Origin of the sequence: Candidatus Formimonas warabiya, assembly GCF_002777255.1 — a bacterium.
Classification (GTDB): Bacteria; Bacillota; Dehalobacteriia; order Dehalobacteriales; family Dehalobacteriaceae; genus Formimonas; species Formimonas warabiya.
Map to the genome: position 1 here is coordinate 133,807 of NZ_CP017634.1, position 25,019 is coordinate 158,825.

At 43.4% G+C, this 25,019-nt stretch carries 29 protein-coding genes and 2 pseudogenes; 23 read left to right on the forward strand and 8 right to left on the reverse strand.

Features of this window, described 5'->3' with window-relative positions; translation table 11 throughout:
• Positions 1–36 precede the first annotated feature (36 nt).
• Positions 37–1,407, forward strand: coding sequence for an FAD-binding oxidoreductase (locus DCMF_RS00575; RefSeq protein ID WP_148132630.1), 1,371 nt, complete (start codon positions 37–39; stop codon positions 1,405–1,407).
• Between the two features lie 12 nt (positions 1,408–1,419).
• Positions 1,420–2,661 carry a (Fe-S)-binding protein gene (locus DCMF_RS00580; RefSeq protein WP_148132631.1) on the forward strand — a complete coding sequence of 414 codons (1,242 nt, stop codon included), beginning with the start codon at positions 1,420–1,422 and terminating at the stop codon, positions 2,659–2,661.
• A 184-nt stretch (positions 2,662–2,845) separates the two neighbouring features.
• On the opposite strand, the gene DCMF_RS00585 is transcribed toward DCMF_RS00580, so the two are convergent.
• The 3 genes from DCMF_RS00585 to DCMF_RS00595 are packed head-to-tail and all read right to left on the reverse strand — an operon-like array spanning position 2,846 to position 5,423.
• Positions 2,846–3,118 (reverse strand): hypothetical protein, encoded by a 273-nt coding sequence (locus DCMF_RS00585; RefSeq protein WP_148132632.1) that lies wholly within the window; start codon positions 3,116–3,118, stop codon positions 2,846–2,848.
• Between the two features lie 23 nt (positions 3,119–3,141).
• Positions 3,142–4,722 carry a glycoside hydrolase family 57 protein gene (locus tag DCMF_RS00590; RefSeq protein ID WP_148132633.1) on the reverse strand — a complete coding sequence of 527 codons (1,581 nt, stop codon included), beginning with the start codon at positions 4,720–4,722 and terminating at the stop codon, positions 3,142–3,144.
• On the reverse strand, positions 4,722–5,423 hold the full coding sequence (locus DCMF_RS00595) for a DUF4912 domain-containing protein (protein WP_148132634.1): 702 nt from the start codon (positions 5,421–5,423) through the stop codon (positions 4,722–4,724). The genes DCMF_RS00590 and DCMF_RS00595 overlap by 1 nt, the downstream gene beginning before the upstream one ends.
• Before the next feature lie 187 nt (positions 5,424–5,610).
• Between DCMF_RS00595 and DCMF_RS00600 the strand changes: the two genes are divergently transcribed.
• Entirely contained in the window at positions 5,611–6,321 is a 711-nt protein-coding gene (locus DCMF_RS00600) for a CPBP family intramembrane glutamic endopeptidase (protein ID WP_148132635.1), read from the forward strand.
• A gap of 9 nt (positions 6,322–6,330) precedes the next feature.
• Here DCMF_RS00600 and DCMF_RS00605 read toward each other — a convergent pair whose 3' ends face one another.
• Positions 6,331–7,407 carry a hypothetical protein gene (locus DCMF_RS00605; protein ID WP_148132636.1) on the reverse strand — a complete coding sequence of 359 codons (1,077 nt, stop codon included), beginning with the start codon at positions 7,405–7,407 and terminating at the stop codon, positions 6,331–6,333.
• 16 nt (positions 7,408–7,423) lie between these two features.
• Entirely contained in the window at positions 7,424–8,035 is a 612-nt protein-coding gene (locus DCMF_RS00610; RefSeq protein ID WP_148132637.1) for a hypothetical protein, read from the reverse strand.
• Positions 8,036–8,181: 146 nt separating this feature from the next.
• Here DCMF_RS00610 and rlmD point away from each other — a divergent pair, with 146 nt between their 5' ends.
• The 20 genes and pseudogenes from rlmD (at position 8,182) to DCMF_RS00710 (ending at position 22,839) form a co-directional block, all read left to right on the forward strand.
• Entirely contained in the window at positions 8,182–9,531 is a 1,350-nt protein-coding gene (gene rlmD, locus DCMF_RS00615; RefSeq protein ID WP_148132638.1) for a 23S rRNA (uracil(1939)-C(5))-methyltransferase RlmD, read from the forward strand.
• A gap of 79 nt (positions 9,532–9,610) precedes the next feature.
• Positions 9,611–10,081 (forward strand): VanZ family protein, encoded by a 471-nt coding sequence (locus DCMF_RS00620; protein ID WP_214658992.1) that lies wholly within the window; start codon positions 9,611–9,613, stop codon positions 10,079–10,081.
• Positions 10,082–10,166: 85 nt separating this feature from the next.
• Positions 10,167–10,592, forward strand: a complete 426-nt coding sequence (locus tag DCMF_RS00625) for a VOC family protein (RefSeq protein ID WP_148132639.1) — start codon at positions 10,167–10,169, stop codon at positions 10,590–10,592.
• Between the two features lie 3 nt (positions 10,593–10,595).
• On the forward strand, positions 10,596–10,958 hold the full coding sequence (locus tag DCMF_RS00630; protein WP_214658993.1) for a DUF2200 domain-containing protein: 363 nt from the start codon (positions 10,596–10,598) through the stop codon (positions 10,956–10,958).
• A 532-nt stretch (positions 10,959–11,490) separates the two neighbouring features.
• Positions 11,491–11,874: a GntR family transcriptional regulator gene (locus DCMF_RS00640; RefSeq protein WP_148132640.1), complete on the forward strand. Its 384-nt coding sequence runs from the start codon at positions 11,491–11,493 to the stop codon at positions 11,872–11,874.
• A complete protein-coding gene (locus DCMF_RS00645) occupies positions 11,867–12,730 on the forward strand; it encodes an ABC transporter ATP-binding protein (RefSeq protein ID WP_148132641.1) in 864 nt (287 codons plus the stop codon). The genes DCMF_RS00640 and DCMF_RS00645 overlap by 8 nt, the downstream gene beginning before the upstream one ends.
• Positions 12,723–14,423, forward strand: coding sequence for an acyltransferase family protein (locus DCMF_RS00650; protein ID WP_148132642.1), 1,701 nt, complete (start codon positions 12,723–12,725; stop codon positions 14,421–14,423). Before DCMF_RS00645 ends, DCMF_RS00650 begins: the two co-directional genes overlap by 8 nt.
• Positions 14,424–14,625: 202 nt before the next feature.
• Complete coding sequence (locus DCMF_RS29945) at positions 14,626–14,682, forward strand: hypothetical protein (protein ID WP_250645165.1); 57 nt, start codon at positions 14,626–14,628, stop codon at positions 14,680–14,682.
• 321 nt (positions 14,683–15,003) lie between these two features.
• Complete coding sequence (locus tag DCMF_RS00660; protein ID WP_148132643.1) at positions 15,004–15,321, forward strand: ArsR/SmtB family transcription factor; 318 nt, start codon at positions 15,004–15,006, stop codon at positions 15,319–15,321.
• A 7-nt stretch (positions 15,322–15,328) separates the two neighbouring features.
• Entirely contained in the window at positions 15,329–15,844 is a 516-nt protein-coding gene (locus tag DCMF_RS00665; protein WP_214658994.1) for an SRPBCC domain-containing protein, read from the forward strand.
• Positions 15,845–16,011: 167 nt separating this feature from the next.
• Positions 16,012–16,629: a TetR/AcrR family transcriptional regulator gene (locus DCMF_RS00670; protein WP_214658995.1), complete on the forward strand. Its 618-nt coding sequence runs from the start codon at positions 16,012–16,014 to the stop codon at positions 16,627–16,629.
• 44 nt (positions 16,630–16,673) lie between these two features.
• Positions 16,674–17,060: a VOC family protein gene (locus tag DCMF_RS00675; protein ID WP_236860289.1), complete on the forward strand. Its 387-nt coding sequence runs from the start codon at positions 16,674–16,676 to the stop codon at positions 17,058–17,060.
• Between the two features lie 49 nt (positions 17,061–17,109).
• The gene (locus tag DCMF_RS00680) at positions 17,110–17,253 is read left to right on the forward strand and encodes a DUF1905 domain-containing protein (RefSeq protein ID WP_214658996.1); all 144 of its coding nucleotides are present in this window, start codon (positions 17,110–17,112) and stop codon (positions 17,251–17,253) included.
• A 10-nt stretch (positions 17,254–17,263) separates the two neighbouring features.
• Entirely contained in the window at positions 17,264–17,428 is a 165-nt protein-coding gene (locus DCMF_RS30395) for a DUF1905 domain-containing protein (RefSeq protein ID WP_418219637.1), read from the forward strand.
• Positions 17,429–17,531: 103 nt separating this feature from the next.
• On the forward strand, positions 17,532–18,035 hold the full coding sequence (locus DCMF_RS00690) for a pyridoxamine 5'-phosphate oxidase family protein (RefSeq protein ID WP_148132649.1): 504 nt from the start codon (positions 17,532–17,534) through the stop codon (positions 18,033–18,035).
• A 263-nt stretch (positions 18,036–18,298) separates the two neighbouring features.
• Positions 18,299–18,844 (forward strand): annotated as a pseudogene (locus DCMF_RS29475) (MFS transporter); the annotation flags it as partial.
• 190 nt (positions 18,845–19,034) lie between these two features.
• Positions 19,035–19,541 carry an MFS transporter gene (locus tag DCMF_RS29480; protein ID WP_236860290.1) on the forward strand — a complete coding sequence of 169 codons (507 nt, stop codon included), beginning with the start codon at positions 19,035–19,037 and terminating at the stop codon, positions 19,539–19,541.
• A gap of 139 nt (positions 19,542–19,680) precedes the next feature.
• Complete coding sequence (locus DCMF_RS00700; protein ID WP_148132650.1) at positions 19,681–20,151, forward strand: flavodoxin; 471 nt, start codon at positions 19,681–19,683, stop codon at positions 20,149–20,151.
• 341 nt (positions 20,152–20,492) lie between these two features.
• Positions 20,493–21,106 (forward strand): annotated as a pseudogene (locus tag DCMF_RS00705) (response regulator transcription factor).
• Positions 21,103–22,839, forward strand: coding sequence for a sensor histidine kinase (locus DCMF_RS00710; RefSeq protein ID WP_148132651.1), 1,737 nt, complete (start codon positions 21,103–21,105; stop codon positions 22,837–22,839). The pseudogene DCMF_RS00705 and the gene DCMF_RS00710 overlap by 4 nt, the downstream one beginning before the upstream one ends.
• Before the next feature lie 154 nt (positions 22,840–22,993).
• On the opposite strand, the gene DCMF_RS00715 is transcribed toward DCMF_RS00710, so the two are convergent.
• The 3 genes from DCMF_RS00715 to DCMF_RS00725 form a co-directional block, all read right to left on the reverse strand.
• Positions 22,994–23,617, reverse strand: a complete 624-nt coding sequence (locus tag DCMF_RS00715; protein WP_148132652.1) for a DedA family protein — start codon at positions 23,615–23,617, stop codon at positions 22,994–22,996.
• A 100-nt stretch (positions 23,618–23,717) separates the two neighbouring features.
• Positions 23,718–24,335, reverse strand: a complete 618-nt coding sequence (locus DCMF_RS00720; RefSeq protein ID WP_148132653.1) for a hypothetical protein — start codon at positions 24,333–24,335, stop codon at positions 23,718–23,720.
• A gap of 12 nt (positions 24,336–24,347) precedes the next feature.
• Entirely contained in the window at positions 24,348–24,671 is a 324-nt protein-coding gene (locus DCMF_RS00725) for a PadR family transcriptional regulator (protein ID WP_335582378.1), read from the reverse strand.
• Positions 24,672–25,019: the final 348 nt, after the last annotated feature.

Below are 25,019 nucleotides of genomic sequence, written 5' to 3' on the forward strand. Positions count from 1 at the left end.
TTAGTCTGGGTAACAATCTTGAGAGGAGATAAGTTAATGGAACAGCGAATTATCAAAAGACTGGAGAATATTGTCGGCAGCACTAATATTATTTTTAAACCAGAGGAAAGAATTTGTTATTCTTATGATGGTACTATTCAAAGAGGCACTCCGGATGTAGTGGTTTTTCCTGACGGCACTGGGGAAGTCTCGGAAATTATTAAGCTGGCGAACCTGGAAAAAATACCTGTTTTTCCCCGGGGCGCCGGAACAGGACTAAGTGGAGGCTCTATCCCGCAACATGGAGGGATTGCTTTAGTATTAACTAGGATGAACAGAATTAAAGAAATTAGTAAAGAGGATTTATTGGCGGTGGTAGAACCAGGCGTTATCACGGGAAATCTGCATCAAGAGGTAGAAAGGCTGGGTTTGTTTTACCCGCCGGATCCGGCAAGCCTGAAAACTTGCACGATGGGAGGAAATATTGCGGAAAATGCCGGAGGCCCCAGGGCTTTTAAATACGGTGTTACCCGCGATTATGTTTTGGGTTTGGAAGTAGTAACGCCAACTGGTGATATTATGCAGACAGGAGGGAGAACCGTAAAAAATGTTACAGGCTATGATCTAACCCGATTATTAACGGGAAGCGAAGGTACCCTCGGTGTGGTTACCCAGATTATTGTCCGTTTGATTCCCAAACCCAAGGACAAAAAAACAGCTTTAGTCATTTTTGATGATCTTGATAAGGCAGCTAGTACCGTAAATGCGATCATATCTGAAGGGGTGATCCCAGCCACTCTAGAGATAATGGATAGGATAACCATTGAGTGTGTAGAAAAAACCGCTCATTTAGGATTACCCATTGATGCGGAGGCTGTTCTTCTCATAGAAGTAGATGGTTCTTTAGCTAAGGTGAGTGAAGATATTCAAATTATTGAAGACATCTGTACGAAAAATAGTTGCCGTGCAATGGAGGTTGCCTCTTTACTGGCGGATAGAGAGCGGCTCTGGAAGGCTAGAAGGGCAGTATCGTCGGCCATAGTACAGCTTAAGCCTACCAAGATATCTGAGGATGCTACGGTGCCCAGGAGTAAAATCCCCGAAATGATCAGGCGTTTGCGCGAAATTTCCGAAAAATATAACTTGTTTTTACCTGTTTTCGGTCATGCCGGGGATGGTAATTTACATCCGAATATCATTGCGGATAAAAACGATAAAGACGAAATGGAGAGAGCGGAGAAAGCCGTAGGGGAAATCTTTAAGGCTGCCTTAGATTTAGGCGGTACCTTATCTGGTGAACATGGCATTGGGGTAATGAAAAAGAATTACCTGGAAGGGGAAATGGGTGCAATAGGACTTAATTATTTGCGCGCTATTAAAAAAGCGGTTGACCCTCAAAACATATTAAACCCCGGAAAAATATTTTAGGTGGTATGGATAATGAATAACTATGCTGAGATTCTAAACAAATGCAGTCGTTGTGGAGGTTGTCAGGCCCATTGTCCCCTTTATACGGAAACAGGCCGGGAGCCCTTTGTGGCGCGCGGGAAGATAGAGCTGCTGGAAAATCTCCAGTCGGGTAATTTAGAATGGAATGATACCCTGGCGGAAATTTTCTCCACCTGCTTACTTTGTGGCTCTTGTACGGAAAATTGTCCTAATGGTGTTAGGACCGATAAACTAATCATGTCTGCGCGGAAAGAATTAGTCGACGCACGGGGTTTGCCTATCATTAAAAAGAATATTTTTCACCATTTTTTAAAATATAACGGCAGGTTAAATAAGGCTGGACAACTGTTGGCAATTTACCAGAAAAGTGGCCTCCAAAAGCTTTTGCGTACTTCAGGCATCTTAAAAGTGTTTCCCATGGATCTGGCCAAGATAGAAAGCATCTTGCCGGAGATTTCAGGTAAAAGCTTCCGAAACAATTTACCTATAAGCAGAGGCATAAGCCATCCTAAACTAAAGGTCGCTTACTTTACCGGCTGTGTAACGAATTTAGTAAATCCCCAGGTAGGCTATAGTATCCTAAAAATTTTGGAGGCAAATGATGTGGAAGTCATCGTCCCTGAACAGGTTTGCTGCGGGATCCCTGCTATTGCCAGTGGAGATTTAAAAACAGGACGGTTTTTGGCGGAAGAAAATATTAAGCATTTTACAGGTCTAAGCGTGGACTATATCGTAATGGATTGTGCCAGTTGTTTATCAACCTGGTTGGAGTATCCGGAATTATTCTCTAGCGATGAAGCGGCCGGGCTAATGCCGAAATTAGTAGATATCAACAGATTTTTGGTGGAAATCCTTGATATTAGAATCAACCCGGAAAATGAATTAGGCATAAAAGTCACTTATCATGATCCTTGCCATCTCAAAAGAACCCCAGGTGGCAAAACCAGCCCCCGGGAGCTCCTGAAGAGGTTATCACCCAGCTATGAATTTGTGGAGATGGACATGGCCGATAGATGCTGTGGCTCAGCAGGCTCTTTTAACCTAACCCATTATGTTTTATCGCAAAAGGTAGCTCAACACAAGATCAATGCCATTCTCGATAGTAATGCTAAAATAGTAGCATCGGCTTGTCCCTCCTGTATCATGCAGTTGCAGCACAGCTTAAAGAATAATAATAGTGATATACAGGTAAAGCATACTGTAGAGTTAGTGGCTCAGTGCCTAAACTCTTAATGTTCCCCGTAGACCGGTTGAGAAGGAACAAGCGGCGCATCATAACGCAACGGAATAATCCATAAGAACGGGCATTTGGCCACTGACGATAAGATCAGGCCGGATGCCCGTTCCGCATTCGCAAGCACATGATGGAAGCACAAGCAGCACGGAGCGAATGGCGGCGGCACAGGATGTGGTGCTTTTAATGCTCCAGACCTGCTGAGTAAGTTAAATGTGGGGAATTAGATTCGTTGAGGCGCTGGTATTTATTTAATAAATCATCGTTGCCGGACATGTTTATCATCTGATTTCTGATCACTGCAATATGCTTTTCCTCCGCCTTGGCTAAATTGGCAAAGAGCAGGGCAGACTCCTGATTCCCGCTGTCCTGGGATATCCGCATATACCGGACATACTGAATGAGCGCCTGTTCCTTTTGATCTAATACCTCCTGCAAAAGGCTTAATGTACCCATTGGTCACACCTCTTTTAAAATTTTTACTGAAATACGTGATAGTCGATAAAGGGGAAAATATTGTTTTCTTGTTCCAGACCGGTGAGATAATCAGGATCAATGCTATTTCCTAAAATTTGTCCGTATAAATTATTGAAATTGTTTAAATGTTTTTTGGTCCGATGCACGGCATATTGGACCATGGAGCCGGTCTTCATGATAAATGCCCAGTCGCTGGACTGTGCCAATAGCAACTCCCGGGCCGCTTGATTTAAGGTTCTTCTCAGGCAGGCATCGGCATGGGGAAATTGGGCCGCCAAAGCCGACATTCTGGAAGCTGCCTGGTGCAAATGGGGGTAAATCCATTGATTGGATTCGTCAAGCCAAACATCATGATATCCTTGATCTCCCCAGCTGGACATACAAGGCTCCGTAATTTGGTTCTTGGGATACATGGCCAGGTAATCTAAAGGAGAAATTAATTCCAGGTTGTGCCCATCAGTGGCAATACTCCGGATCAGGTGCTCTAAAAATTGGGGGCCTTCAAACCACCAGTGCCCGAATAATTCGGCATCATAAGGAGAGACAATCAAGGGCTTCCGGTCCATGAAGCAGCTTAAGTATTCAATTTGTTTTTCCCGGTTGAATTTGAAGTTCCGGGCATGCTGGGCTGCTTTGGCAGATGCTATGTCAGGTTGATACACTTCTTTGTCCATGGTTTTTCCCGTAATACGGTAGTATTTGATCCCTGTATTTAACCGGATGCCTTCCGGGTGGATATAGGGCCAAATATAACCGAAATCCAGATCATATCCGATATCCCGGTAATATTCCCGGTAATCGTAATCCCCCGGATAGCCTTCCGTCATGCTCCACACCTGTTTGGATGATTCCGGGTCCCGGGCAAAAGCCGCCACACCGGAGGGGCAAAAGATAGGGGCATAACAGGCATATTTGGGACGGCGGGAAGCATAGAGGATGCCATGGGCATCAACAAAAAAATACTTAATCCCGTGTGCTTGTAATATTAGATCATCGCCTGGAAAATAGCCGCATTCCGGAAGCCAAATTCCCTCCGGGTAACGTCCCAGAAACTGTTGATGGGTATTTACGGCGGTGGCAACTTGGGCTTTTACTGATTTCCTGCTCTCTTCGGCTAAGGGAAAATAAGCGTGGGTTGCTCCCGAGGTAATGATCTCCAGATTTCCCGCCTCCATATGTTTTTTAAAGCCATGAATGAGATTATGGCGGTAAACATCGCAAAAAATACGGCGGTTTTCCGTAAACTTTTGATGGTACATCAAAGCCAGGTTTAAAAATTGGGGCTGGTTTTTCAACCGGAGTAGTTCTTTTTCCGTTAACTCAATTAACATATTGATATGGTTCTGATAACGCTGCTGCAGCAAGGGGTCGCTGAGCATGGTTAAAAGAGGAGGGGTTAAAGACATGGTAATCTTATAGGGGATAGCTTCATTTGCCAGCCGGTCCATCATGTTAATGAGGGGAATGTAGCAATCCGTGATCGCTTCATGGAGCCAGCGCTCCTCCAAAAAATGCGCATGTTCCGTATGGCGGATATAAGGAAGGTGAGCATGGAGCACAAGAGACAGGTATCCTTTTGCCATTACCTTTCCGTCCTTTCCGGTTCTTTTTGGAGTTCCGAAGAACTCATACCATAGGAGAGGTTGCCGAGACGACCATATATATCGCAGGGGATCCAATTTTCATCGATGATTGTCGAGACACAGGCGCGGGGGGTTTTCACAACTGCTGAGCGCAGAATAGGAACAAATTTTCCTCCCGGAAGTTTTCGCCCCAATTCGATAAAATAATGCTGGTTTTCGTTTGGGACATTGATAAACCAGTTCTTGGCCTGAAGGGAGATCTCGATGTCAAAAAGATGGGAAGGACGGCCTTCCCCATCGTCCGGAGTCACTTGATAAATTCTCAGAGTAGGAAGGGAGAGATCCCATTCTTGGGGAAATAAATTTTGCAACGTCTTTAATCTAGCCGGGGATATTTCCCAATAGGCGTAAAGCCAACGGGGATTTTTCACCATCAGCGTTAACTGATCGTCACCATAGCTTTCCGGGAGTTCCGGGGTTGTTAATTTTTTGTTTAAGGATCCTTTCCATTCATAGGCGATGGAAGAGGCATCTGTGGGGGAAGTGCCGTGGGGAAAAATTTCTTCAGCAAATTCTTCCCCCACTTTCATGACGGGTTTATAGGCCTTGCTTGGGCGAAAAAGGGTTCTCAAGTAGGGAAGTAAGATAATTATTAAACCAATTGCTACTACTAAGACCAAAAAATAAGATATAATTGTCATGGGTAACCCTCCTTTACGGGTAAAATAATTAAAATTGCATCATTATTTTCTTCAAGTATTATTCCCTCTTTTGATCCTACTATTTGAAAAATAATTTTACGGCATGTAGGTAATTAATACCTGGTTCTTTGAATAAAACAATAGAGATCTGGGAATTCGGTGAATAATTTTTGAAAGGACGATTTTTTTGAACGAGGAAAAAGTAATACCCCGGTGGAAAATTTGGGAAGGCATTGTGGCGATTGTTTGTATTGTGTTAATCATGACGGTTTTAGGGTATGCGGGGGAGATATTTACCAGGACCTGGAGTAATCGTGAATTATTTTTTGTTTTTTGGGCAAGTTTTGCCCAAACGGTTTTGATGGTAGGGGCATCCTGGTATCTGGCCGTAGTCAAACACGGTCATTCCGTTCAGGATCTGGGATTTGTGCCCCGGGGCATGTTTCCCGCTCTTCCCCAGGGAATAAAATGGGGCATTCTTCTTTTTCTCTTGGTGATGATTTTGGGGATATTGGAAGCGATCATTTATCCGGTTGAGCCGGAACTTCAGGACTTTGCCAAAATTCTTTTGATGGTTGATACGAATGGGGAACTTTTCTTGGCGGTGATCATGGGTGTGGTTCTGGCACCTATCGGGGAAGAAGTATACTTCCGGGGCTTTCTGTATCCGGCCCTGCGCCACCGGTGGGGCGTCACCAAAGGTATTTTAGGCACTGCCTTGTTTTTTTCCGCGATGCATTTTGATCTCTACCGGCTCATTCCCATTGCCGTAGGAGGGATCGGGCTAACCTATTTATATGAGAAAACGGGAAATATTTGGACCAATATTGTCGCCCACGGAATTTGGAACGCGATTATGATTTCTCTTATTTATGTGACTTATCCGGGGGTAAGTTAAAAAAGGAGTTTAATCGATATAGGGTTTAATTTCCGCTTCGACTAACTCCCGCTCCCCGTCAACACAGTACCAGCGGGAGCCTCCGGAATTTATTTTTGCGGGTAAAGCCTCCAGCTTTTTTTCCTTGGCCTCCGTGCTTAAGATGTTTAAGGTGTTCTTTTCCTCAAAATTGTAAGTAATGAGATGGTTTACAGACACCCGGGGAGAACCGAGGGCATAGTAAACATTGCTTGCCTGTTCCAGATCATAAGAAAACTCCATGGGATGTTTTTCTCCCTTGGGGAAAATGAGTAAGCTGGCCTCCGGTTTGAAAAAGGGTTGGTCCTGCGTGATTTCTCCCAAAGGAATGTTTAAATTCCGTGCTGTGGGACGGGGTTTCCCGGTAATAGGATCGGCATCCAACTCGATCAGGATATGGCCAAAAGCGGAAAAATAAACCTGCTCCTGATCCGTCAGGCAAAAGTAATAATGATAATCATCAAAAGGGAGCTCTTCTTTCAGTATCACATGCCAGGAAGCGGGGCCTTTTTTCCGGAGGGCCGGTGTGGGGCGGGCCTGTCGGATGATGGTCCCCACGGAAACGTTGACGTAACTTGATAAAAAGGCAATGCTGCGTAAGTAGCGGGGAGAAGGGATAATTGAGTTAAACATATGGTTGTCTACCGGATTAATGGTGCTTTTGATTAATTGACGGTAAAAAATCATCACGGCTAATATAGCTGCCATGGGCCATAAGTAAATCAAACTATCCCATTGGAAGGGAGAACGGTAGGTAAGGTAGAGCAGCCAGATCCAAAAAAGCACTTCTAAAGCAATGTTGAGGTTGATGTAGGAAATCACAGTTTTGATGGGCTTTACCGGCAGCATATACTGCATTTGATATTTATAGATCAGGTTTTGAATTTTCACGGTGTTATTGGTTCCCTCATCATAGGACAAGTCCAGCAGTTCCTCCAGGATATCCTGGAGCTGGCTCACCCGGCGTTGAATGATCAAAGAAATAAAGATACCTACTGCTCCCAGCAGGCTCAAAAGGCCGGAGGCTAAGTTCATAATGATAAAGAAATAATTGCTTAATTCAAACATAAAACACTCCTGCTCCTTAATTCTCCAAATTTTGCCGCAGGTTCCGTACCAGGGATTCCACCTCGGTGCAAGAGCAGTCTCTGGCATTTAACTCCCAGACCCGGAAGCCGTGCTGCAATGTTCCGGTGCTTAGCCCAGTGCGGGCTGCTTGTTTGCCCAATCCGGCCAGAAATTCAAAAAATAGTAACGATGCTTGGGTGAGGTTATTTCTGATTAAACAGATGCCTACGGGTTTAGCCATGGCGCTCATATCTTCCCAGATTTTTTCAGTATATGGAAAGGATTCTTTGGTGATAAACAGGAAAATCAAATGGACATACTCAATTACCCGGGAAGTTAAGAGAGATTGATTTCCCGGGTTGATTTTTTTTAAATAGGCCTTCAAAATTTCGTTCATTCCTAGCGTGATATTATCTACGAAAAGGTTTTGTGCTTGCTCAATAATGATATTAAAAGCATCTACCAAAGGATCTGCCGGAGGCAGGCTATTGTCTCGAAGCAGGTGGTCAGGACAGACTTCACCTATCGTATCCAGTCTGATGTAATCGTTTGTTTCGGGCAGATCCCATGGGTCGTCTAAAATCTCTTTCAGGGTAGCCGTGAAATTTTGAATACCGGATTTATGCATGGTTTTCCTCCTGCGGATATAATCAGTCAAGACATCTGAATTATAGTTTGATTGGGTGGAGGGGTACTTATGCAACATTTGACGGTTATTCTTTTATTGGGTACACTTACTTTAAGTTCAAAATTTATGAAGGTGGTATAGAATCAATGGGGCTATCTGTTGCTTTGGGGGATATGATCGAGATTCGGATTGAAGGAGTGACGCATCAAGGATGGGGGATTGGCAGGCTCCAAGGGTTTACCGTTTTTGTTCCAGGCACTCTCCCTGCGGAGACAGTGCAGGCCCAAATTGACCAGGTGAAAAAGTCTTTTGCCGTGGCCAGATTGATTCGCATTACGGAAAGTTCTCCTTACCGGATCGACTCAGTGTGTTCTATCTATCACTCCTGCGGAGGTTGTCATCTCCAGCATGCCGCTTATCAGCATCAACTGGAATTAAAGCGCCGGATGGTGCGAGACGTTCTGGCCAGAGTCGGCCATATTTCAGAAATAAAAGTCCATCCTGTGTTAGGAATGAACTACCCCTGGCAATATCGCAACCGGGTCCAGTTTCATGTGCAGGTTACCAATGGCAAAGTTGAGATCGGTTTTTACCGGCCGGGGACCCGGGAATTGGTTCCCGTAGAAAAATGCTCTCTTTTACCTGGCATATTCAACGATATCCGTTTGTTTTTGGAAAAGAAGCTGCAATCCTATTTCCCTGCCGACGACCTTTCCGGATGGAGACACTTTGTTTTGAAAATAAGCCGGGCCAATCAGGAAATTGCCGCCGCTTTTGTGACCTATCGCCGGGAAATGGCAATCTTGGATGATCTGGCAAAAGCTTTAATGGGCCGTTTCCCTCAAGTCGTATCCGTCCTACAGAATATGAACCCGCAAAATTCTGGTGCCGTCTTTGGACCGGAATGGCGATTGATCGTGGGTAAGGAAAGAATAGAAGATAAAATTGGAAAAGTATGTTTTTCTATCAGCCCCGGGTCATTTGTCCAGGTCAACCCGGAACAGACAGAAGTTCTTTATGGAAAAGTCCTGGATTATGCAGCTTTAAAGGGAGTTGAGACAGTGGTTGATGTATACTGCGGAATTGGGACCATCTCTCTTCTCCTGGCCCTACAGGCGGGGAAAGTGTATGGCATAGAGGAGTTCAAAGAGGCGGTAAAAGATGCGGAACTCAACGCCAGGTTGAATGGAATAACCAATACGGAGTTTTTCGCGGGCAAGGCGGAAGTCTTGTTGCCCAAAATGTCTGCGGCCGGGACCAAACCGGACCTAATTGTAGTGGATCCCCCACGCAAAGGGTGTGATCCGGCCGTTTTGGATGCCATTGCCGGGATGAAGCCAGCTAAAGTGATTTATGTATCCTGCGATCCGGCCACCTTGGCCCGGGATTTAAAAATACTTGAGGAAAAAGGGTATAGAACGGAAGAGGTCCAGCCGGTGGATATGTTTCCGCAGACGAGTCATACGGAAGTATGCTGTTTGATCGAGAAGGCATAAAGCCTTACAATTAAGGAGTGTGATTGATATAAAATCGGAAAAATGAAACACGCTTACGCTCGTGTTATTCGCAGTTTATTTGCTGGCATTAGTTTGGCTGATTCTCTTCAAGCTGCAATTCTCTATCGCGGTAATGGATGAAGGACGAGTCGTCAATCTGATTCCGCTTCTCGGGTCTTTCGATGACAACGGCGTCATTCGCTTCAGCGAAATCAGAGTTAACATTCTCGCTTTCATACCTTTGGGAATCTATATTTGTATGCTGAAAAGCAAATGGTCTTTTGCGAAAAAAGTTCTTGCAACTGTCGTTTTAACTCTGGCTTTTGAGATAACGCAGTTCATTTTCGCAATCGGTAGAGCCGACATCACTGACGTGCTTAGTAACACGCTCGGAGGGATAATCGGGATTGGCAGTTATGCCTTGCTGTCCAAGGTTTTGAAAGGTAAGACAAATAAGGTTTTGAATGTACTCGCTGCGGTATTAACAGCTTTAGCAATATTGTTTGTCGTCTTTCTATTGGTAAATCACCGATGGGTGCGTATCAAATAGATATTATGTTGTACAAAATTCAGCAAGCAGGTACAGGGCAGTTGCTGCCTGATTAAGCCAAAACGCAAAAAAAGGAGAGGAAACCATGATTACACCTTACCTTACATTCAACGGGAACTGCAAAGACGCGCTGAACTTCTACCGCGCCGTCTTCCATTGCGACGAGCCAAAAGTCCTGCCCTACGGTGACTATATGCCGGAGGGGTCAAAGACGCCGCCTGAACTGCTGCGCACTTGGGTTATGCACGCCGAGATGGTCATCTGCGGTACGAACGTCTGGTTTGCCGATGAAGCTACGCCGCCCAAGAACGGCGACAACATCAAACTAACCGCCACGGCACCTACGGGCAAGGAAGCGACGGCTATCTTCGACGCGCTTTGTGTGGGTGGCGAGGTGACGCTCCCGCCGACCGAGACCTTCTACAGCGTGTTCCACGCCGCAGTAACAGACAAGTTCGGCGTGAATTGGAATGTCGTCGCTGAAGAAGCGCCGAAGCAAGTGGAGGGATGAAGAGTGAATAACGAACGTGTATACAAAATGAAAATCTCCGGCGTCTACCCTCTGTATATTCAAAAAGCCTTGCGTAAAGGACGCACGAAAGCAGAAGTCGATACCATCATCCAATGGCTGACAGGCTACGATGAACAGGGATTGCAGTCTCAAATTAATAGAGAAGCGGACTTTGAGACATTCTTTGCCGAAGCCCCTCAAATCAATCCGAACGCTTCCAAAATCACCGGAGTAATCTGCGGAGTTCGCGTCGAGGAAATCGAAGACCCGCTTATGCAGAAGATACGCTGGTTAGACAAGTTGGTGGACGAACTGGCAAAAGGTAAGCCGATGGAGAAGGTGTTGAGAAGCATGCAGTCGCTTTAGAAAAGGGGTGAGGGATTTGGCAAAGAAGATCCTTGTAAATGGAACTGGAACAAATTTACAATCGGGATCTTAATTTCCCGGAATTCGAGGGAATTAAAAATGAGGCTGGATTAGACTGCTTTATATTGTCATAATCTGCCGCCAAGGCCCCACCAGCTTCAGGCGGCATCTTTTTTGTACACTCAAGGCATGTGGAGAGTATAGTTTTGATGACGAATAGTGATTCAAAGGACAAATAAGACGTAAGCGCTTAAATCGCTTACAATAAGACAGGTCAACCTAGTGGTTTTGGGGTAAAAAATAATAATCAAAAAACGGACTGAAAAAGTGCAATTCTCAGTCCGTTTTTTTACCCATTTTATAGATGACATCGGAGACGTTGGGGATAATAACCATTATTTTACACAAACATATAAAATCCAAAATAATTGACACAATATAGTGCGGGTGTTATTATACAATACATACAGTAAATACACTAAAGACAATAAATCAATAAAGACACGTTAGGCGTGGATGAGGGTGATTTATATTGCGGATTATTATTAGAAACACATCTGGAAAACCTATTTATGAACAGATTAAAGAACAAATTAAGGAAGCCATACTCAGTGATGAATTAAATGAAGGAGATATGCTTCCATCCATTAGGCAGCTTGCCAGTGAATTAAAAATAAGTGTAGTCACTACAACAAGAGCTTACTCTGATTTGGAGCAGGAAGGTTTTATTGTAAATATACAAGGTAAAGGCTGTTTCGTTTCTCCGAAAGATAATGAACTGGTACGTGAACAGCTGTTTCGTAAAATTGAAGATGGTTTTGCGGCTGCCATAAATGCCGCAAAGATAGCTAAATTGCCTGAAAAAGAATTATTACAAATACTTAAATCTATGTTGGAGGGAAATCCATATGAATAATGCTATTGAAATACAAAAGCTTTGTAAAAACTATAAAGATTTTTTATTGAATAATATCTCTTTTTCTTTGCCGATGGGCTATATTATGGGATTTGTCGGTCAAAACGGCGCCGGTAAGACTACCACAATCCGCCTGATCCTAAATATGATTAACCAGGAAAGCGGTGAAATAAAAATATTCGGTCTGGATAATGTGCAGGACGAGCAGAAAATCAAGCAGGATATTGGGGTAGTTTTTGATGATATATATTTTGTTGACAGCTGGAAAGTCAGGGAAGTAGAAAGAGCCGTTAAGAGCTTTTACAGCAACTGGAGCAGTAAATTATTCGATCAATACGTGAGCAGCTTTCATCTGCCTATGGACAAAAAGGTGAAAGAATTGTCCCGCGGTATGAAGATGAAGCTGATGCTGGCTGTTGCGATGTCGCACGAAGCCAGGCTGCTGATACTTGACGAGCCGACAGGCGGGCTGGATCCTGTTGCCCGCGACGGGCTGCTTGAAATATTGAGCAAGTATATCGCTGACGGTCAGAAAAGCATTCTTTTTTCAACACATATTACCTCGGACCTTGAAAAGATCGCCGATTATATTACGCTGATCGATCATGGGAATATCTTTTATTCCGGAACTAAAGATGATCTGCTGGAAAGCTTTTGCATCGTCAGGGGCGGCCCGCATGACCTGACGGATTCACTGAAAGAAAAAATCATCGGGCTCACCACAAATATAGCCGGATTTGCGGGACTATTGCCGACTCCCGAGATGAAACATTTAGCTCCAGAGATTGTTACGGAAACACCTTCAATAGATGAGATCTTAGTATCAATAAGCAAAGGAGACAGAAACCATGAGTAACATTCTCAAATCGATAAAACTTGATCACGATATAATGAAGTCGCGTTATCCGATGTTTATGATTGCTTACATTCTCGGGATTTTCCTCGCTGTGATTTCAAAAACACCTATTTTTGGCGCCTTGGTTGTCATGGTCATTTCGGCGCCCCTTACCGGTCAGTACTTTTCCATATATGAAAAAAACAACCTCGAAAAACTGTATGGAGTATTGCCGCTCAGGAAATCCGAAGTCGTCATAGGCAGATATATATACGCCCTGTGCGTCATCGTCATAAACGGGATTATCGCCGTGTTAATTGCATATATCATTTCGTTTTTAACCAACAAGGGCATGAGCAGCGCTGAATCATTGACCTATTTGTCCGCCGCGTTCTTTTATGTCTGCCTGATGATCGCGGTGATATTTCCGCTGTATTTTAAATTTCCATTCTCCAAAGTATATGTCTTTTCCAACCTGCCATTTTATTTGATTTTCATAATCACCTTCGCCTTTACGAGAAAAACGAATGTTCTTCAACATACCGGTCCAGTAGTCCAGTCTCTCGCCTCCAACTTCATTATAGTGGCGATAGGGTTTGGCCTGGGATTAGTCCTGCTGGCTCTTTCAAGCTTTTTATCATGCGCTCTTGTTGAGAGAAACCAAGCGGCAAGCCTTCCGGCGGAAAAACCCGGGCAACGCCTGTACTTTGCCGACAACCTGCGCACGTGGATGGTGATCCTCGTCGTGCTGCAGCACCTGGGCGAGATTTTCGGCTTGTATTTGTTCCTGATGCTGAACCAGGCATACTTCATGGGCCTGCTCTTCCTGCTCTCGGGGTATTTCACGCCCGGGTCGTATGAACGCAAGGGGCCCAGCAAATTCCTTATGGACAGGCTGCTGCGGCTCGGCATACCCACGCTCGTTTACGTCTTCATAATCAGACCCCTGGAGGTCTGGGGAAGCCATCAAATAACGCATAGGCCCATCGGGAATCTGTTCGCCCTGGATCAGATGTGGTTCGTGGTGATGCTGCTCGTATTCGACCTGGGCTACCTCGCGTGGCGGACGATTGTGAAAAACAGGCCGGAGCGCCTGGCGGACGACGCGCCCAAGAAGCTCACGTTCCCCAAGGTCGTCCTCTTCACGCTGGCGCTGGCGGCTGCGAGCTACCTGCTGAGGATCGTCATTCCATACGGCATACCCGTGCTCGAATTCCCGTCGCTTGGGTATCTGGCCCAATACCTGAGCTTTTTCCTGATCGGAATGATTGCCTTCCGGCAGGGCTGGCTCCGGTCGATTCCAGGTTCGCTCGGGCAGCTTGGCTTCGTTTTGGCTGTGCTCGCAACGGTCATACTGTTCCCCACGGCGGTGTTTATCGGCTCCGGCAGCAAGTGGATAGGCTACGGGAGCTGGCAGTCGGCCGTATTCGCTCTGTGGGATTCGATCTTCGCCGTGGGAATAAGCCTGGCATTGATTACTTTCTTCCGTCGCTTCCTAGACGGCGGGAAGAAGTTCGGCCGGTTCCTCTCCCAGCATTCCTTCGCCGTGTACGTCATCCATGTGCCGGTCATCGTTTTCCTGATGCTGGCGCTGTCCGGCTTACAGATGGCGACGCTGCTGAAGTTTGGCCTGGCGGCGGTCGTGTGTCTGCCGGTCTGCTTCGGTATAGCCTTGCTTATACGGAAGATACCGTATGTGGAGAAAATAGTATGAGGAGGCTGTAAAATGGGTTGCGGAAGAAGCGGGGTATTGACGGTGACGAAAAGACAGCGCGGGGCCTGCCGCCGGTAGACGTCTTCTGGTCGATCTCGATGACCGACGCAAAAAACCGCATGGTTTCAAATCCCATCAACCGCACAGCGTCGGCGACCGCTCAGGGCTCGTATAGAACGCCGACGGTTCGATCGACATCTATATCCAGAATACGGCCCCGACCGGCCACGAACAGAACTGGCTGCCGGCGCCGAAATAAGGATGCGGAGAAGGGTTCGGTACCCGCCGGCGGTAAATAAGGCATGTCAACCACTATTTGTAGTGGTTTTGGAACGAAAAACAGGCGAAAATCGGGTTGGAAAAATGCATTTTTTGACCCTTTTTTTGCCTGTTTTATAGATGATATTCGGTATTTTTGAAATGATAGCCCCAATGAGACATCAAGTTTTTAATGGATAACAACCATAAAACGGCATAGTATTTATATTTAAATAAAACAATATTTATAGCGATCCTATATGAATTGACAGTTATATAACCGATGGGTTATAATAAAATTTAGCAGAAGGAGGTGAGGGCAGTGCTCGATACTTATGCTGTGGTTGCAGAGCCATCTCGTCGAAGAATCCTGGACCGGCTACTACAGTCCGATTCCAGTGTCACAGAGTTGGTCAATGATCTCGGTTTGTCGCAGCCCTTGATATCTAAACACCTGCGGACACTCCGGGAATGCGGCCTTGTACAGGTTCAGATCAAGGCTCAGCACCGCATCTATTGTCTGAATGCTGAGCCGCTCGCGGAGATTGATGAGTGGTTAAATGCCTATCGGAAGATGTGGAATAAGCATATTGACGCCCTGACTGAGCACCTAGATCAGAAAAAAAATCATGGGAGGTAATCATATAATGAGTTCACATGTTTCAGAAAATCCTTATCTAATTCAAGAGAACGGGGAATGGATTCTAGTGCTTGAACGGTCTTTGGAACATCTGCTTGAAGATGTCTGGGCCGCACTTACCAAGGCCGAAGAGATCCCCAATTGGGGACCATTCACGGCGGATAGGGATCTGACCACGACCGGAAAGGTACGACTGGCACATATCGATGCACCCGAGGCCGATGAAAGGCAGGGTTATGTTCTGGAAGTCAACGCACCGCACTTGCTCATCCTTCGATGGGGATCCGACATCCTGCGATGGGAGCTCAGTGGCAATGGAGACAAGACTGTCCTGATTCTTCGACACCGCTTTGCAAATTATCAGGACGCGCCTTCCTACGCAGCGGGTTGGCATCTCTGTCTCAAAGGCCTTACTGGAACTTTGGCCGGTGAGAAGATACCCTCCATGGTGGGAGAAAATGCACTCAAATATGGATGGCAGGAATTGTACGAGCGGTATTCAAAGCAATTTAGGAAGAAATAGTAGAGAGTCTTCACAAGCCAGACATGCTAGATATAAGAGGTTGCCATAAAATATTGGGAAAATTGAGCCATCTCAAAAACTTAGGTTTACTTGGGAATTGACAATAGTATATATACATGTTATATTGACATACACGCATGTCAATATAAAAATAGAGGTGAGAAAGGTTGCCACGCACTCCGGATAAAAATGATGCAATACGTAAAAAAAGAATGGAACAGATTATTCAATCAGGAATGCAAGTATATTTGGAAAAAGGCATCCACAGGATGGAGATGGGTGATGTAGCTGAAAATGCTGGAGTAGGACGTGGAACAGTATATCATTATTTTGACAATAAGTATGATTTGCTACAAGAAGTGTTCATCAGAATTATGGAAGATGGTAAAGCAATTGTTGATGATACTCTAATGATAGGAGCAAAGCCTATTGACCGTTTAGAATTATTTTTCAAAAGGCAAGCAATAATAACTGCCAAAAATCCTTTTTTGTTCAGGTTTTATAAGAATATCTTTGAAGATGTTGCATTAGTCTTTGGCGACAAATCAAATAAAATCTTCAATAATTTTCAATCTAATCTGTATGAGCCTGTAATTGATACAATCCGTGAAGCAATAGATATGGAGCAAGTTATATCGATTGAACCGACCAGATTGTCTCAAATACTATGGGGTGCACTGGTAGGTGCTGTAACCACCTATGTAAATACTGATGTTACAAATGATAATTCAATAATAGAGGATATAATTGAAATTTTATTTAATGGTATAAAGGCAAAGCCTTAAAATTACTAATAATATGAGAGGAGCTAATTCGCATATTACAAAAAATTGGACATGTAACCGTACTTGTAAAAAATTATGAGGAGGCAGTAAAGTATTACACAGAGGTACTTGGGTTTGAACTAAAATCTGATACGCCCTTTGGTAATGGAATGAGGTGGGTTACCGTTGCGCCGCCCAAGCAAAAAGAATTGGAAATTGTTTTCGTAGAAGCTAATACCCAAAGTATGTCAGAAAGGGTTGGTAATCAAGCAGCGGAACATGTCTTTCTTGTTCTGGAAACTGACGATTGTATGAAAGATTTTCACACTTTGAAGTCAAGAGGTGTTAAATTCTATGGGGAGCCACAAGAAATGCCCTGGGGAATTGAAGTTGTATTTGAGGATTTATATGGGAACATATATGACTTATTGCAAGTGAAAAGTTTTGAATAAGTATTTTTATTGAATTATATGTAACGAAAAGTTTACGGAGTATATGAACATGAAGAAAGAATTTGAAGCAAAACTCGAAAGGCCGGATGGTGTTGGTACCTGGACATTTCTGGCAATTCCTTTTAATATTGAGGAAACGTATGGTGTTAAATCACAAGTCAGAGTTAAAGGAACAGTGAATGGTATACTATAAAAGTTCCTTAATGCCTAATGGCGACGGAACGTATTTTTTAGTGGTCAACAAATCAATCCGTGATGCCGCCGGGGTAAGCTCCGGGGATAGTGTTCATGTAGTTATGGAACAGGATACGTGCCATCCTTATTTCTCTGTTATGGGGGAAAAACACATGTTTTTATGGTATACTTAATATTAAATTTGCCGCCGGGTAAACGTCTTTTATTCATTCCGTTAGGCCTTTGAAGGAATGAGCATCAGGCGTTTTATTGTTTTATTTTCGAAAGAGGTGCTATATGTTTAGAGAAATGCGTCGCAAAAAACAGGTTTTAACCTTAGAGGAAAGTATTCAAGTTATGAATCGTGGAACGTCGGGTGTGCTAGCTGTATCCGGGGACGATAATTACCCCTATGCTGTTCCGCTTAGTTATGTATATCACGACAATAAGATTTTCTTTCATTGTGCCAAAACAGGCCATAAACTGGACGCCATTGCCAGAAACGAAAAAGTTTCCTTTTGTGTGATTGATAAGGATCAGGTAGTACCAGACGAATATACCAGTTATTTTCGCAGTGTTATTGTCTTTGGCAAAGCCCGTATTCTGGAAGATGAAGCAGAAAAAAGAAGAGCTCTTGAAATTTTAGTTGAAAGATATTCCCCTAACCATGAAGAAAGCCGTCGCTTGCAGGCAATTGAAAAGGAGTTTAGCATTGTGTGCATGATAGAACTTACAATTGAATACATGAGTGGCAAAGAAGCAATTGAATTGGTGAAAGCAAAACGCCTTCAAACCAATTAGGTTAATAAAGATAAACCAAAACACCGCCTTTATGTCCAGAAGGGTGTTGTAAAGTGGATTAAATGAGCGCAGTATTTTATTTGCTTATAGCTGTAGATTCTGAATGACGGTTGAGGCTGCTACAGGTTTTATTATGCGATTAACCACAATAACATACGGTGACAAATTTCCAATTTATAGGTAACAGGGTATTGCAGGTGGAACATATTGCCGCCTGCTCAAAATTAGCAAAAAAATATACCTGAAACCTGGAGAAAATGCTTATGAAGAAAAACCAACAGAATAAGTGGAAGCGGGATTTCCTCACCATAGCCGGCGGGCAGACGGTATCGCTCATAGGCAGCGCCGCCGTGCAGTTTTCCCTGATCTGGTGGCTGGCCAGTGAAACGGCGTCACCTATCATGATGTCAATCGCGGGCGTATTCGCCTTTTTACCTCAGTTGGTTCTCGGCCCCTTTGCAGGTGTGTGGGTCGACCGCCTAAACCGAAAAACCGTCATTATAGCGGCAGACCTTTTCATTGGACTAGTGGCCCTTGTTTTCGCCTTCTTCTTCCTGTTTGGCAATCCGCCCTATTGGTCGGTTTGCTTGGTACTGGGCATCAGGGGGGTGGGCAATGTGTTCCACAGTCCGGCCATTCAAGCCGCGGTACCTATGCTGGTGCCGCAGCAGGAGCTGGTGCGCGCCAACGGCTGGAGCCAGTTCATGCAGTCGGGCGCCTTTCTGCTGGGGCCTGTATTGGGCGCGGCCATGTACACCGCCTTGCCCCTTTGGATCATATTGCTGTCCGATTTGGCGGGCGCGCTTGTCGCCAGCGCCACGGTGGTACTTGTTAAAATACCCGACCCGGAGCGGCAGATAAAACAAAGGCCACGATTTTTCTATGAAATGAAGGAAGGAGCGGCGGCTATTTGCCAGGACAGAAAGCTGTTTATTGTGACGGCGGCCACACTTGTTCGGCATGGTGTTTTACGCGCCTCTGTCGACTTATTATCCACTCATGACCAGCGACTATTTCCGAGCCGATGCCTGGCATGCCAGCATGGTCAACTTTGGTTATGCGACGGGCATGATGCTCTGCGCCATATTACTGGGAAAGTTCGGCACCATCAAAAACAAGTTTCTGGTTATCCATCTGGGACTTTTGGGCATGGGAACATCCTCATTGCTATGCGGTCTGCTGCCTGCGGAGATGGTCTGGTTCTGGGTGTTCGCGGCGTTGTGCGCGCTGCTCGGAGCCAGCAGCAACCTGTACAACATCCCCTATATCGCCTATATGCAGGAAACCATCGCCCCGGAACGGATGGGGCGTGCTTTTTCCCTGATCGGAAGCCTCAGTTCAGCGACTATGCCTTTGGGATTGCTCATAGCAGGCCCAGTTGCCGAAAACAGGGGAGTATCGTTGTGGTTTTTTGTTTCCGGGACCGTACTCCTGCTGCTTACGCTGGTCAGCGCCCTGCTCGTCCTTCCGCAGAAGGTGGATAAGGCAGGAAAGAGTGCAAGTTGAAACCAAGACGGTCAGCAAACAGTTAATTCGAGATATTTTAATGATACAACAAAGTAAGGTCAAATTCTAATTTGTGTGACATGGAATTATTTATAAATAACCGAATAAATTAGAATTCTACGAAAGGGGGATAGTAACCATGAACGATACATTGATTGTTTATTATTCGCTTTTCCATAACACAAAGAATTTAGCATTAGAAATAGCAAAACAGACAGGGGGTACTTTGAGAGAATTAATTCCGGAGAACAATTATTCCTTTGACTATAATACGGCCGCTAAAGAAGTAAGAAATCAAATTACTCGAGGATTTTGTCCTAAGCTAATATTTGGAAACGAGTCAATTGATGATTATCGGACAATATTTATAGGTACACCTAACTGGTTTAAAACAATAGCCCCGCCAGTGTTGAGCTTCCTTAGACAACATGATTTTGCGGACAAAACAGTAATTCCCTTTTGTACTCATGGCGGCGGTGGATTTTGCCAAATTGAAAATGATATCGCTAAAGAATGCTCGAAACCCAGAATTCTACCTGGCATTGCTGTAAATGGTGCTATTGTACCGGAAGAGGTCACAAATTGGCTTGAGGCAATTGGTTACTTATAAAAATCAAAAAATCTAAAGGCATCGGAATCTTTTAAACAGAGAAAGAACAACAAGAATTGAGAGTACCTAAACAATGAGATATAACTGCTTGCTTTTTTATGTTTTTTAAACATACTACAAAGAGAACAGTTAATCGCTACCGGTGAGTGCTGTCAATAACAAACCAAAGCTGTGATGTCAGGCAGCGAATGAGTAGCAATCGGTACTTCGCCAGACAGAAATTTGTCGTTGATGATTGTTTATACCTGCTTCTGTCATGTACCTGGATAGCAGTAAAGAAATAAACCTTACTGAGTTTTACTTTTAATAAGTCAGTAAGGACACAGGATGGCGGTTATATGATGAATAAAATATTGGTTGTTGAAGATGAAGATATTTTACGTGAAGTGATAATGGACTATCTAATCGAGGATGGATATCAAGTATTAGAGGCCGCAGATGGAGAGAAAGCTTTAGAACTGTTTCAATCTAATTCTGTTGATTTAGTTATACTGGATATTGTCCTGCCGAAGCTTGACGGCTGGTCCGTATGCCGCAGAATACGAAAAATTTCCGGTATCCCTATCATCATTTTGACCGCGCGTTCAGATGAGGACGATTCTCTTCTGGGATATGAGCTGAGAGCGGATGATTATCTGATCAGACCATATAACCCTCGGGTCCTTATGGCAAAAGTGAAACGGTTTCTTGAAAAATACTCGGGCACTGCGGATGGAATGCTGATATCGGCCGGCGGTATTGTCATAAATATGCGTTCAAGGCTTGTTTCTATTGACGGAAATACAATTAATCTGACTCATACGGAGTTTGAAATCCTCGCCTGCTTAATGCAAAACAAAGGGATTGTAATTACCAGTGAACAATCAGAAACCTGCGTGCCAAATTGGGCAGCAAAGGCACCTGCATTGTTACGGTTATCCGTTCGGGATATAAATTCGCCGAGGAACAGCTATGAAAAAAAACATTGTTTTTAAATGGGCTGTGCTGATAGCTCTACTATTCTCTACGATGTTGTTGTTCATTGGAATCTTACAAAATTACTTTTTCGAAGAATTTTATATTAATAAGAAATCGGATACGCTCGATACGTATATGAACGAGTACTTAAGCTTGGCAGCGGAAAAAGGAACGGAGGCAGCATCTGAGGATCTCTATAAAAATAACCAGATATGGATCACGAAATTGGATGATTATGGACGTATCTGCGATGTGGAAAATTACTATATTGAAGTGACATTGAAGAATGAATCACAGGATATCATGCGAATCCCAATGTATTCCTTTAAAGGGGAATTCTCTTCCGATGTACTCTCTTCACTAAAAGTCGGCGATGAAGTGATTATTGATACAGTAAATATAGCAGACGAGAGGATACCTTATCAGATACAGACTGGCTCAACGGGAGTCGTAAATTTAAATCTTGCAAGCAAACTGAATGGTCCTAATGCCGATAAGGCTTATAGTCATCTTGAAACTGGCCTGTATAAGGGAACGATAACAAAAACTGTATTTCCGGAACAAATGGAGGATATTTCATTTCCTTACGATGATAGCTTTTTTTTAAAACAGGTAAATGAATTTCAAACAGATCTGTTGGCTGCTAATGCGAACCCCCTTCAGCATACAGAAGAACTCAGTGCGACAGAAAATTTTGCGGAATATAAGATAATCATTAAGCCGGTTGTTGAAAATCGAGTAGCGGGATATATTTTTGCTATGACCTCTCTTCAGCCGGTAGATGAAGCGATATCGGTTATGGGGCAATTCTATCCTTACCTTTTTGGATTTGCTTTTCTGTGTGTTATAGTTTTAGCATTTATTTTTTCTAAGTGGCTGGCCAAACCTTTGATATCTATCAACCAGGTCACGGGGAAAATAGCAAATATGGATTTTACAGAAAAGCTGCCGGTGCGTTCCGATGATGAAATTGGTCAGCTATCCCAGAATATCAATTATCTGTCGAACCAGATGGAGGCGTATATTGGTCAGCTGAAACAGGAGCTTGATAAAGAGAAAAAGCTGGAAGACACACGGAAGGAATTTATTGCCGGGGTATCCCATGAATTGAAAACACCGCTTGCTGTTATGAAAAGTTGCCTGTCTATTTTAAAAGACGGAATCGCGGCTGAGAAAAGGGATCATTACTTTCAGGCGATGGAAGACGAAATACAGCGGACGGACTTGCTGGTTGTTAATATGCTGGATCTGGCTAAGTTTGAATCCGGTACCTATAAGCCTGAAATGGCCCCTTTTGAAATAGACAAAGCGATTACTGAAGTATACAAGTCGCTGGCTCAGCCAATACAGGAGAAAAATCTTTCGGTTTCATTAAGACTTTGTCCTCAGATGGTAGTGGGGCATAAGGGGTTAATCAGCCGCGTTATTACTAATTTTCTCAGTAATGCAATCCAGCATACGGAGAATGAGCATGCGATCGTAATTACCGTAAGAAGCAATGGACAGTCAGCAGAAATCAGCGTAGAAAATCAGGGAAACCCGATATCGAAGGAAGACATGAAAAAGATATGGAAACAATTCTACCGTGTTAAGGCGAGGTCATCCAAATCAGGTACGGGTCTTGGGCTTTCCATATCCAAGGAAATACTGGAACTCCATCATGCGCCTTATGGTGTGGAAAATACGAAAGATGGCGTCCGCTTTTTCTTTTCACTGCCGGTACAGCCATAAAGCATTGGTTATATTTTCTTAAGAAAGATATATCCTTGTTTGAGATACTCATATGCAAATCCGTTGTATTAGATGCTGAATGAATCACTCGATGTTTCATTTATGCTGGACATGGAGAGTGTAGATTTTTTGATCCGGTTTTTTTTAGCTGATGTTAAAGCTTATCTCTTTTAAGAAACCTCTTTTTAACGAAGATTGCAACAATCAAAATAGCAACCAAGGCAAAGAAAGCGGCGGCTATCATCGCATAAATGTCAACATAATGCACTATTGTTTCCCATGCGTTTCCCGCAATCCTGCCGAGGAAAACCAATACCGCATTCCAGATGAAAGTACCGATAATGGTCAGAGTTAAGAACGAACTAAATTTTATTCTTGCGACCCCTGCCGGTATGGATATTAAACTGCGTACAATAGGAATAAACCGACAAAAGAAAATCGCTTTATTTCCTCGTTTCAAAAACCATTTTTCCGCTCTTTCAACATCTTCTTTTTTTAGCTGAAGAAGCTTCCCTAATTTACTGTCAAATAGGCGTTCAAGGCGTTCAGTATGAAAGACTCTTCCAATAACATATAGAATTATTGCACCCATAACCGAACCGGCCGTTGCGGCCAGAATGACACCCCATACTTTCATTTTGGCATAGGTTGTCATAAACCCGCCAAAAGTTAAAATGACCTCAGATGGTATCGGCGGAAAAACGTTTTCTATCGTTATTAATAGGAAAATGCCAATGTAACCGAATTGATTTAGTATTCCAATAATTATCTCCTGCATGAGTAACCCCCGGATGCTTTAATATGTTAATTACATAATATAATTTAGTACATGAATAAAAAATCGGCAACCTTTCAAACGAAAAGTTGCCTTTTCGCAGTTATTTCTTAGATATTAAAACATCAAGCAGTTTGTAAAGGAAAAACAAGCAAAAGAATGCAATACTATATAGTACTAACATGAAACTTGCTGCCAACATTATAAATGGGACTGGGAATATAATATTCAAACACTGTATGATAAGGATAACGCCTACAAAGATTGATACATATCCCAATAGATAATAGTGTGTTGGCTTTTCAAATAAATCGCTGGCCTGTGCCGCTGTAAACTCTTGAACCTGAAAATGGCTGATAGCTTTTTTAACGGCATTTTCGTGTGTATCGCCCTTTTCTTCCAAGTCTTTTACAAAGTCATTTAGATATTGGATAAGCTCAATTTTTTCGTCTCTTTTCATTGACATATGCTCGACAAAGACGGTTAAGTCATCATGTCTTTGGTATATTGTATTGAGCCTCAAATGACTGATATAATTCAGTATACTCCATATCAGAGCAACAGCAAAACCCGCACCATAAATTACTATCTCTATATTTGAGTCAATATTAGGATGAAGCCTGTGAAAAGATAATGATAATATAAACATCACCATAGAAAGCAACAAAAGCCACGGATATTTTATGTTAGTCAGATTATAAATCCTTTTTAGCTTATTCATAGTAAAACCTCCTTAGATAAATTTATCCACTAATTGAACGGTTTGTTTCCAATCAGAAATGGATTTATCTAATTGTTCTTTGCCAAAATCAGTTATTCTAAAATACCTGCGCCTGCCGCCGCCGGTTTCATCACCCCAATATGCCTCTATTGCTTTTTGTTTCTCAAGCCTTTTAAGCGCAAGGTACATAGTGGCTTCCAATATCTCAAATGAATCATCCGATTTTTCTTTAATTGTTTTAGATATTTCATATCCATAGTTATCCTTTTCTAATAGTACACTGAGTATGAGGATATCAACCGTTCCTTTCAGCATTTCTTTGTTCAAAAATCTCACCACCACATTATACTAAATAATGTTATATACTAAATTAATGTGAGTATACCCTAAGTACTTAATAGTGTCAAGTACTTTTGTAATTACAGGCAAAAAGCCGTAGCTTTTTTGCTATAGAATAAAAAAGAAGAGCAAGTATTTGGCTATTAACAGACGACATTTTCTGATATATACCCTGTCACCAAGGCACTGCGTGACCAATTGAGGTGGACGCACAGATGGTAAAAGCATTCTGGAATACACTAATGGTTTTGTGCCGATTTTATTCGATAATTATATACAGTGGTTTCTTAGTAGAAAATGATTAAAAAACGGACTGAAAGAGTGCATTTATCAGCCCGTTTTTTT

What these genes read in the sequence shown, in the direction of transcription:
- DCMF_RS00575 (WP_148132630.1), top strand. Translation starts at nt 37, where the DNA reads ATGGAACAGCGAATTATCAAAAGACTGGAGAATATTGTCGGCAGCACT.
- DCMF_RS00580 (WP_148132631.1), top strand. Translation starts at nt 1,420, where the DNA reads ATGAATAACTATGCTGAGATTCTAAACAAATGCAGTCGTTGTGGAGGT.
- DCMF_RS00585 (WP_148132632.1), bottom strand. Translation starts at nt 3,118, where the DNA reads ATGGGTACATTAAGCCTTTTGCAGGAGGTATTAGATCAAAAGGAACAG.
- DCMF_RS00590 (WP_148132633.1), bottom strand. Translation starts at nt 4,722, where the DNA reads ATGGCAAAAGGATACCTGTCTCTTGTGCTCCATGCTCACCTTCCTTAT.
- DCMF_RS00595 (WP_148132634.1), bottom strand. Translation starts at nt 5,423, where the DNA reads ATGACAATTATATCTTATTTTTTGGTCTTAGTAGTAGCAATTGGTTTA.
- DCMF_RS00605 (WP_148132636.1), bottom strand. Translation starts at nt 7,407, where the DNA reads ATGTTTGAATTAAGCAATTATTTCTTTATCATTATGAACTTAGCCTCC.
- DCMF_RS00610 (WP_148132637.1), bottom strand. Translation starts at nt 8,035, where the DNA reads ATGCATAAATCCGGTATTCAAAATTTCACGGCTACCCTGAAAGAGATT.
- rlmD (WP_148132638.1), top strand. Translation starts at nt 8,182, where the DNA reads ATGGGGCTATCTGTTGCTTTGGGGGATATGATCGAGATTCGGATTGAA.
- DCMF_RS00625 (WP_148132639.1), top strand. Translation starts at nt 10,167, where the DNA reads ATGATTACACCTTACCTTACATTCAACGGGAACTGCAAAGACGCGCTG.
- DCMF_RS00645 (WP_148132641.1), top strand. Translation starts at nt 11,867, where the DNA reads ATGAATAATGCTATTGAAATACAAAAGCTTTGTAAAAACTATAAAGAT.
- DCMF_RS00650 (WP_148132642.1), top strand. Translation starts at nt 12,723, where the DNA reads ATGAGTAACATTCTCAAATCGATAAAACTTGATCACGATATAATGAAG.
- DCMF_RS00665 (WP_214658994.1), top strand. Translation starts at nt 15,329, where the DNA reads ATGAGTTCACATGTTTCAGAAAATCCTTATCTAATTCAAGAGAACGGG.
- DCMF_RS00680 (WP_214658996.1), top strand. Translation starts at nt 17,110, where the DNA reads ATGAAGAAAGAATTTGAAGCAAAACTCGAAAGGCCGGATGGTGTTGGT.
- DCMF_RS30395 (WP_418219637.1), top strand. Translation starts at nt 17,264, where the DNA reads ATGCCTAATGGCGACGGAACGTATTTTTTAGTGGTCAACAAATCAATC.
- DCMF_RS00690 (WP_148132649.1), top strand. Translation starts at nt 17,532, where the DNA reads ATGTTTAGAGAAATGCGTCGCAAAAAACAGGTTTTAACCTTAGAGGAA.
- DCMF_RS29480 (WP_236860290.1), top strand. Translation starts at nt 19,035, where the DNA reads ATGACCAGCGACTATTTCCGAGCCGATGCCTGGCATGCCAGCATGGTC.
- DCMF_RS00700 (WP_148132650.1), top strand. Translation starts at nt 19,681, where the DNA reads ATGAACGATACATTGATTGTTTATTATTCGCTTTTCCATAACACAAAG.
- DCMF_RS00710 (WP_148132651.1), top strand. Translation starts at nt 21,103, where the DNA reads ATGAAAAAAAACATTGTTTTTAAATGGGCTGTGCTGATAGCTCTACTA.
- DCMF_RS00715 (WP_148132652.1), bottom strand. Translation starts at nt 23,617, where the DNA reads ATGCAGGAGATAATTATTGGAATACTAAATCAATTCGGTTACATTGGC.
- DCMF_RS00720 (WP_148132653.1), bottom strand. Translation starts at nt 24,335, where the DNA reads ATGAATAAGCTAAAAAGGATTTATAATCTGACTAACATAAAATATCCG.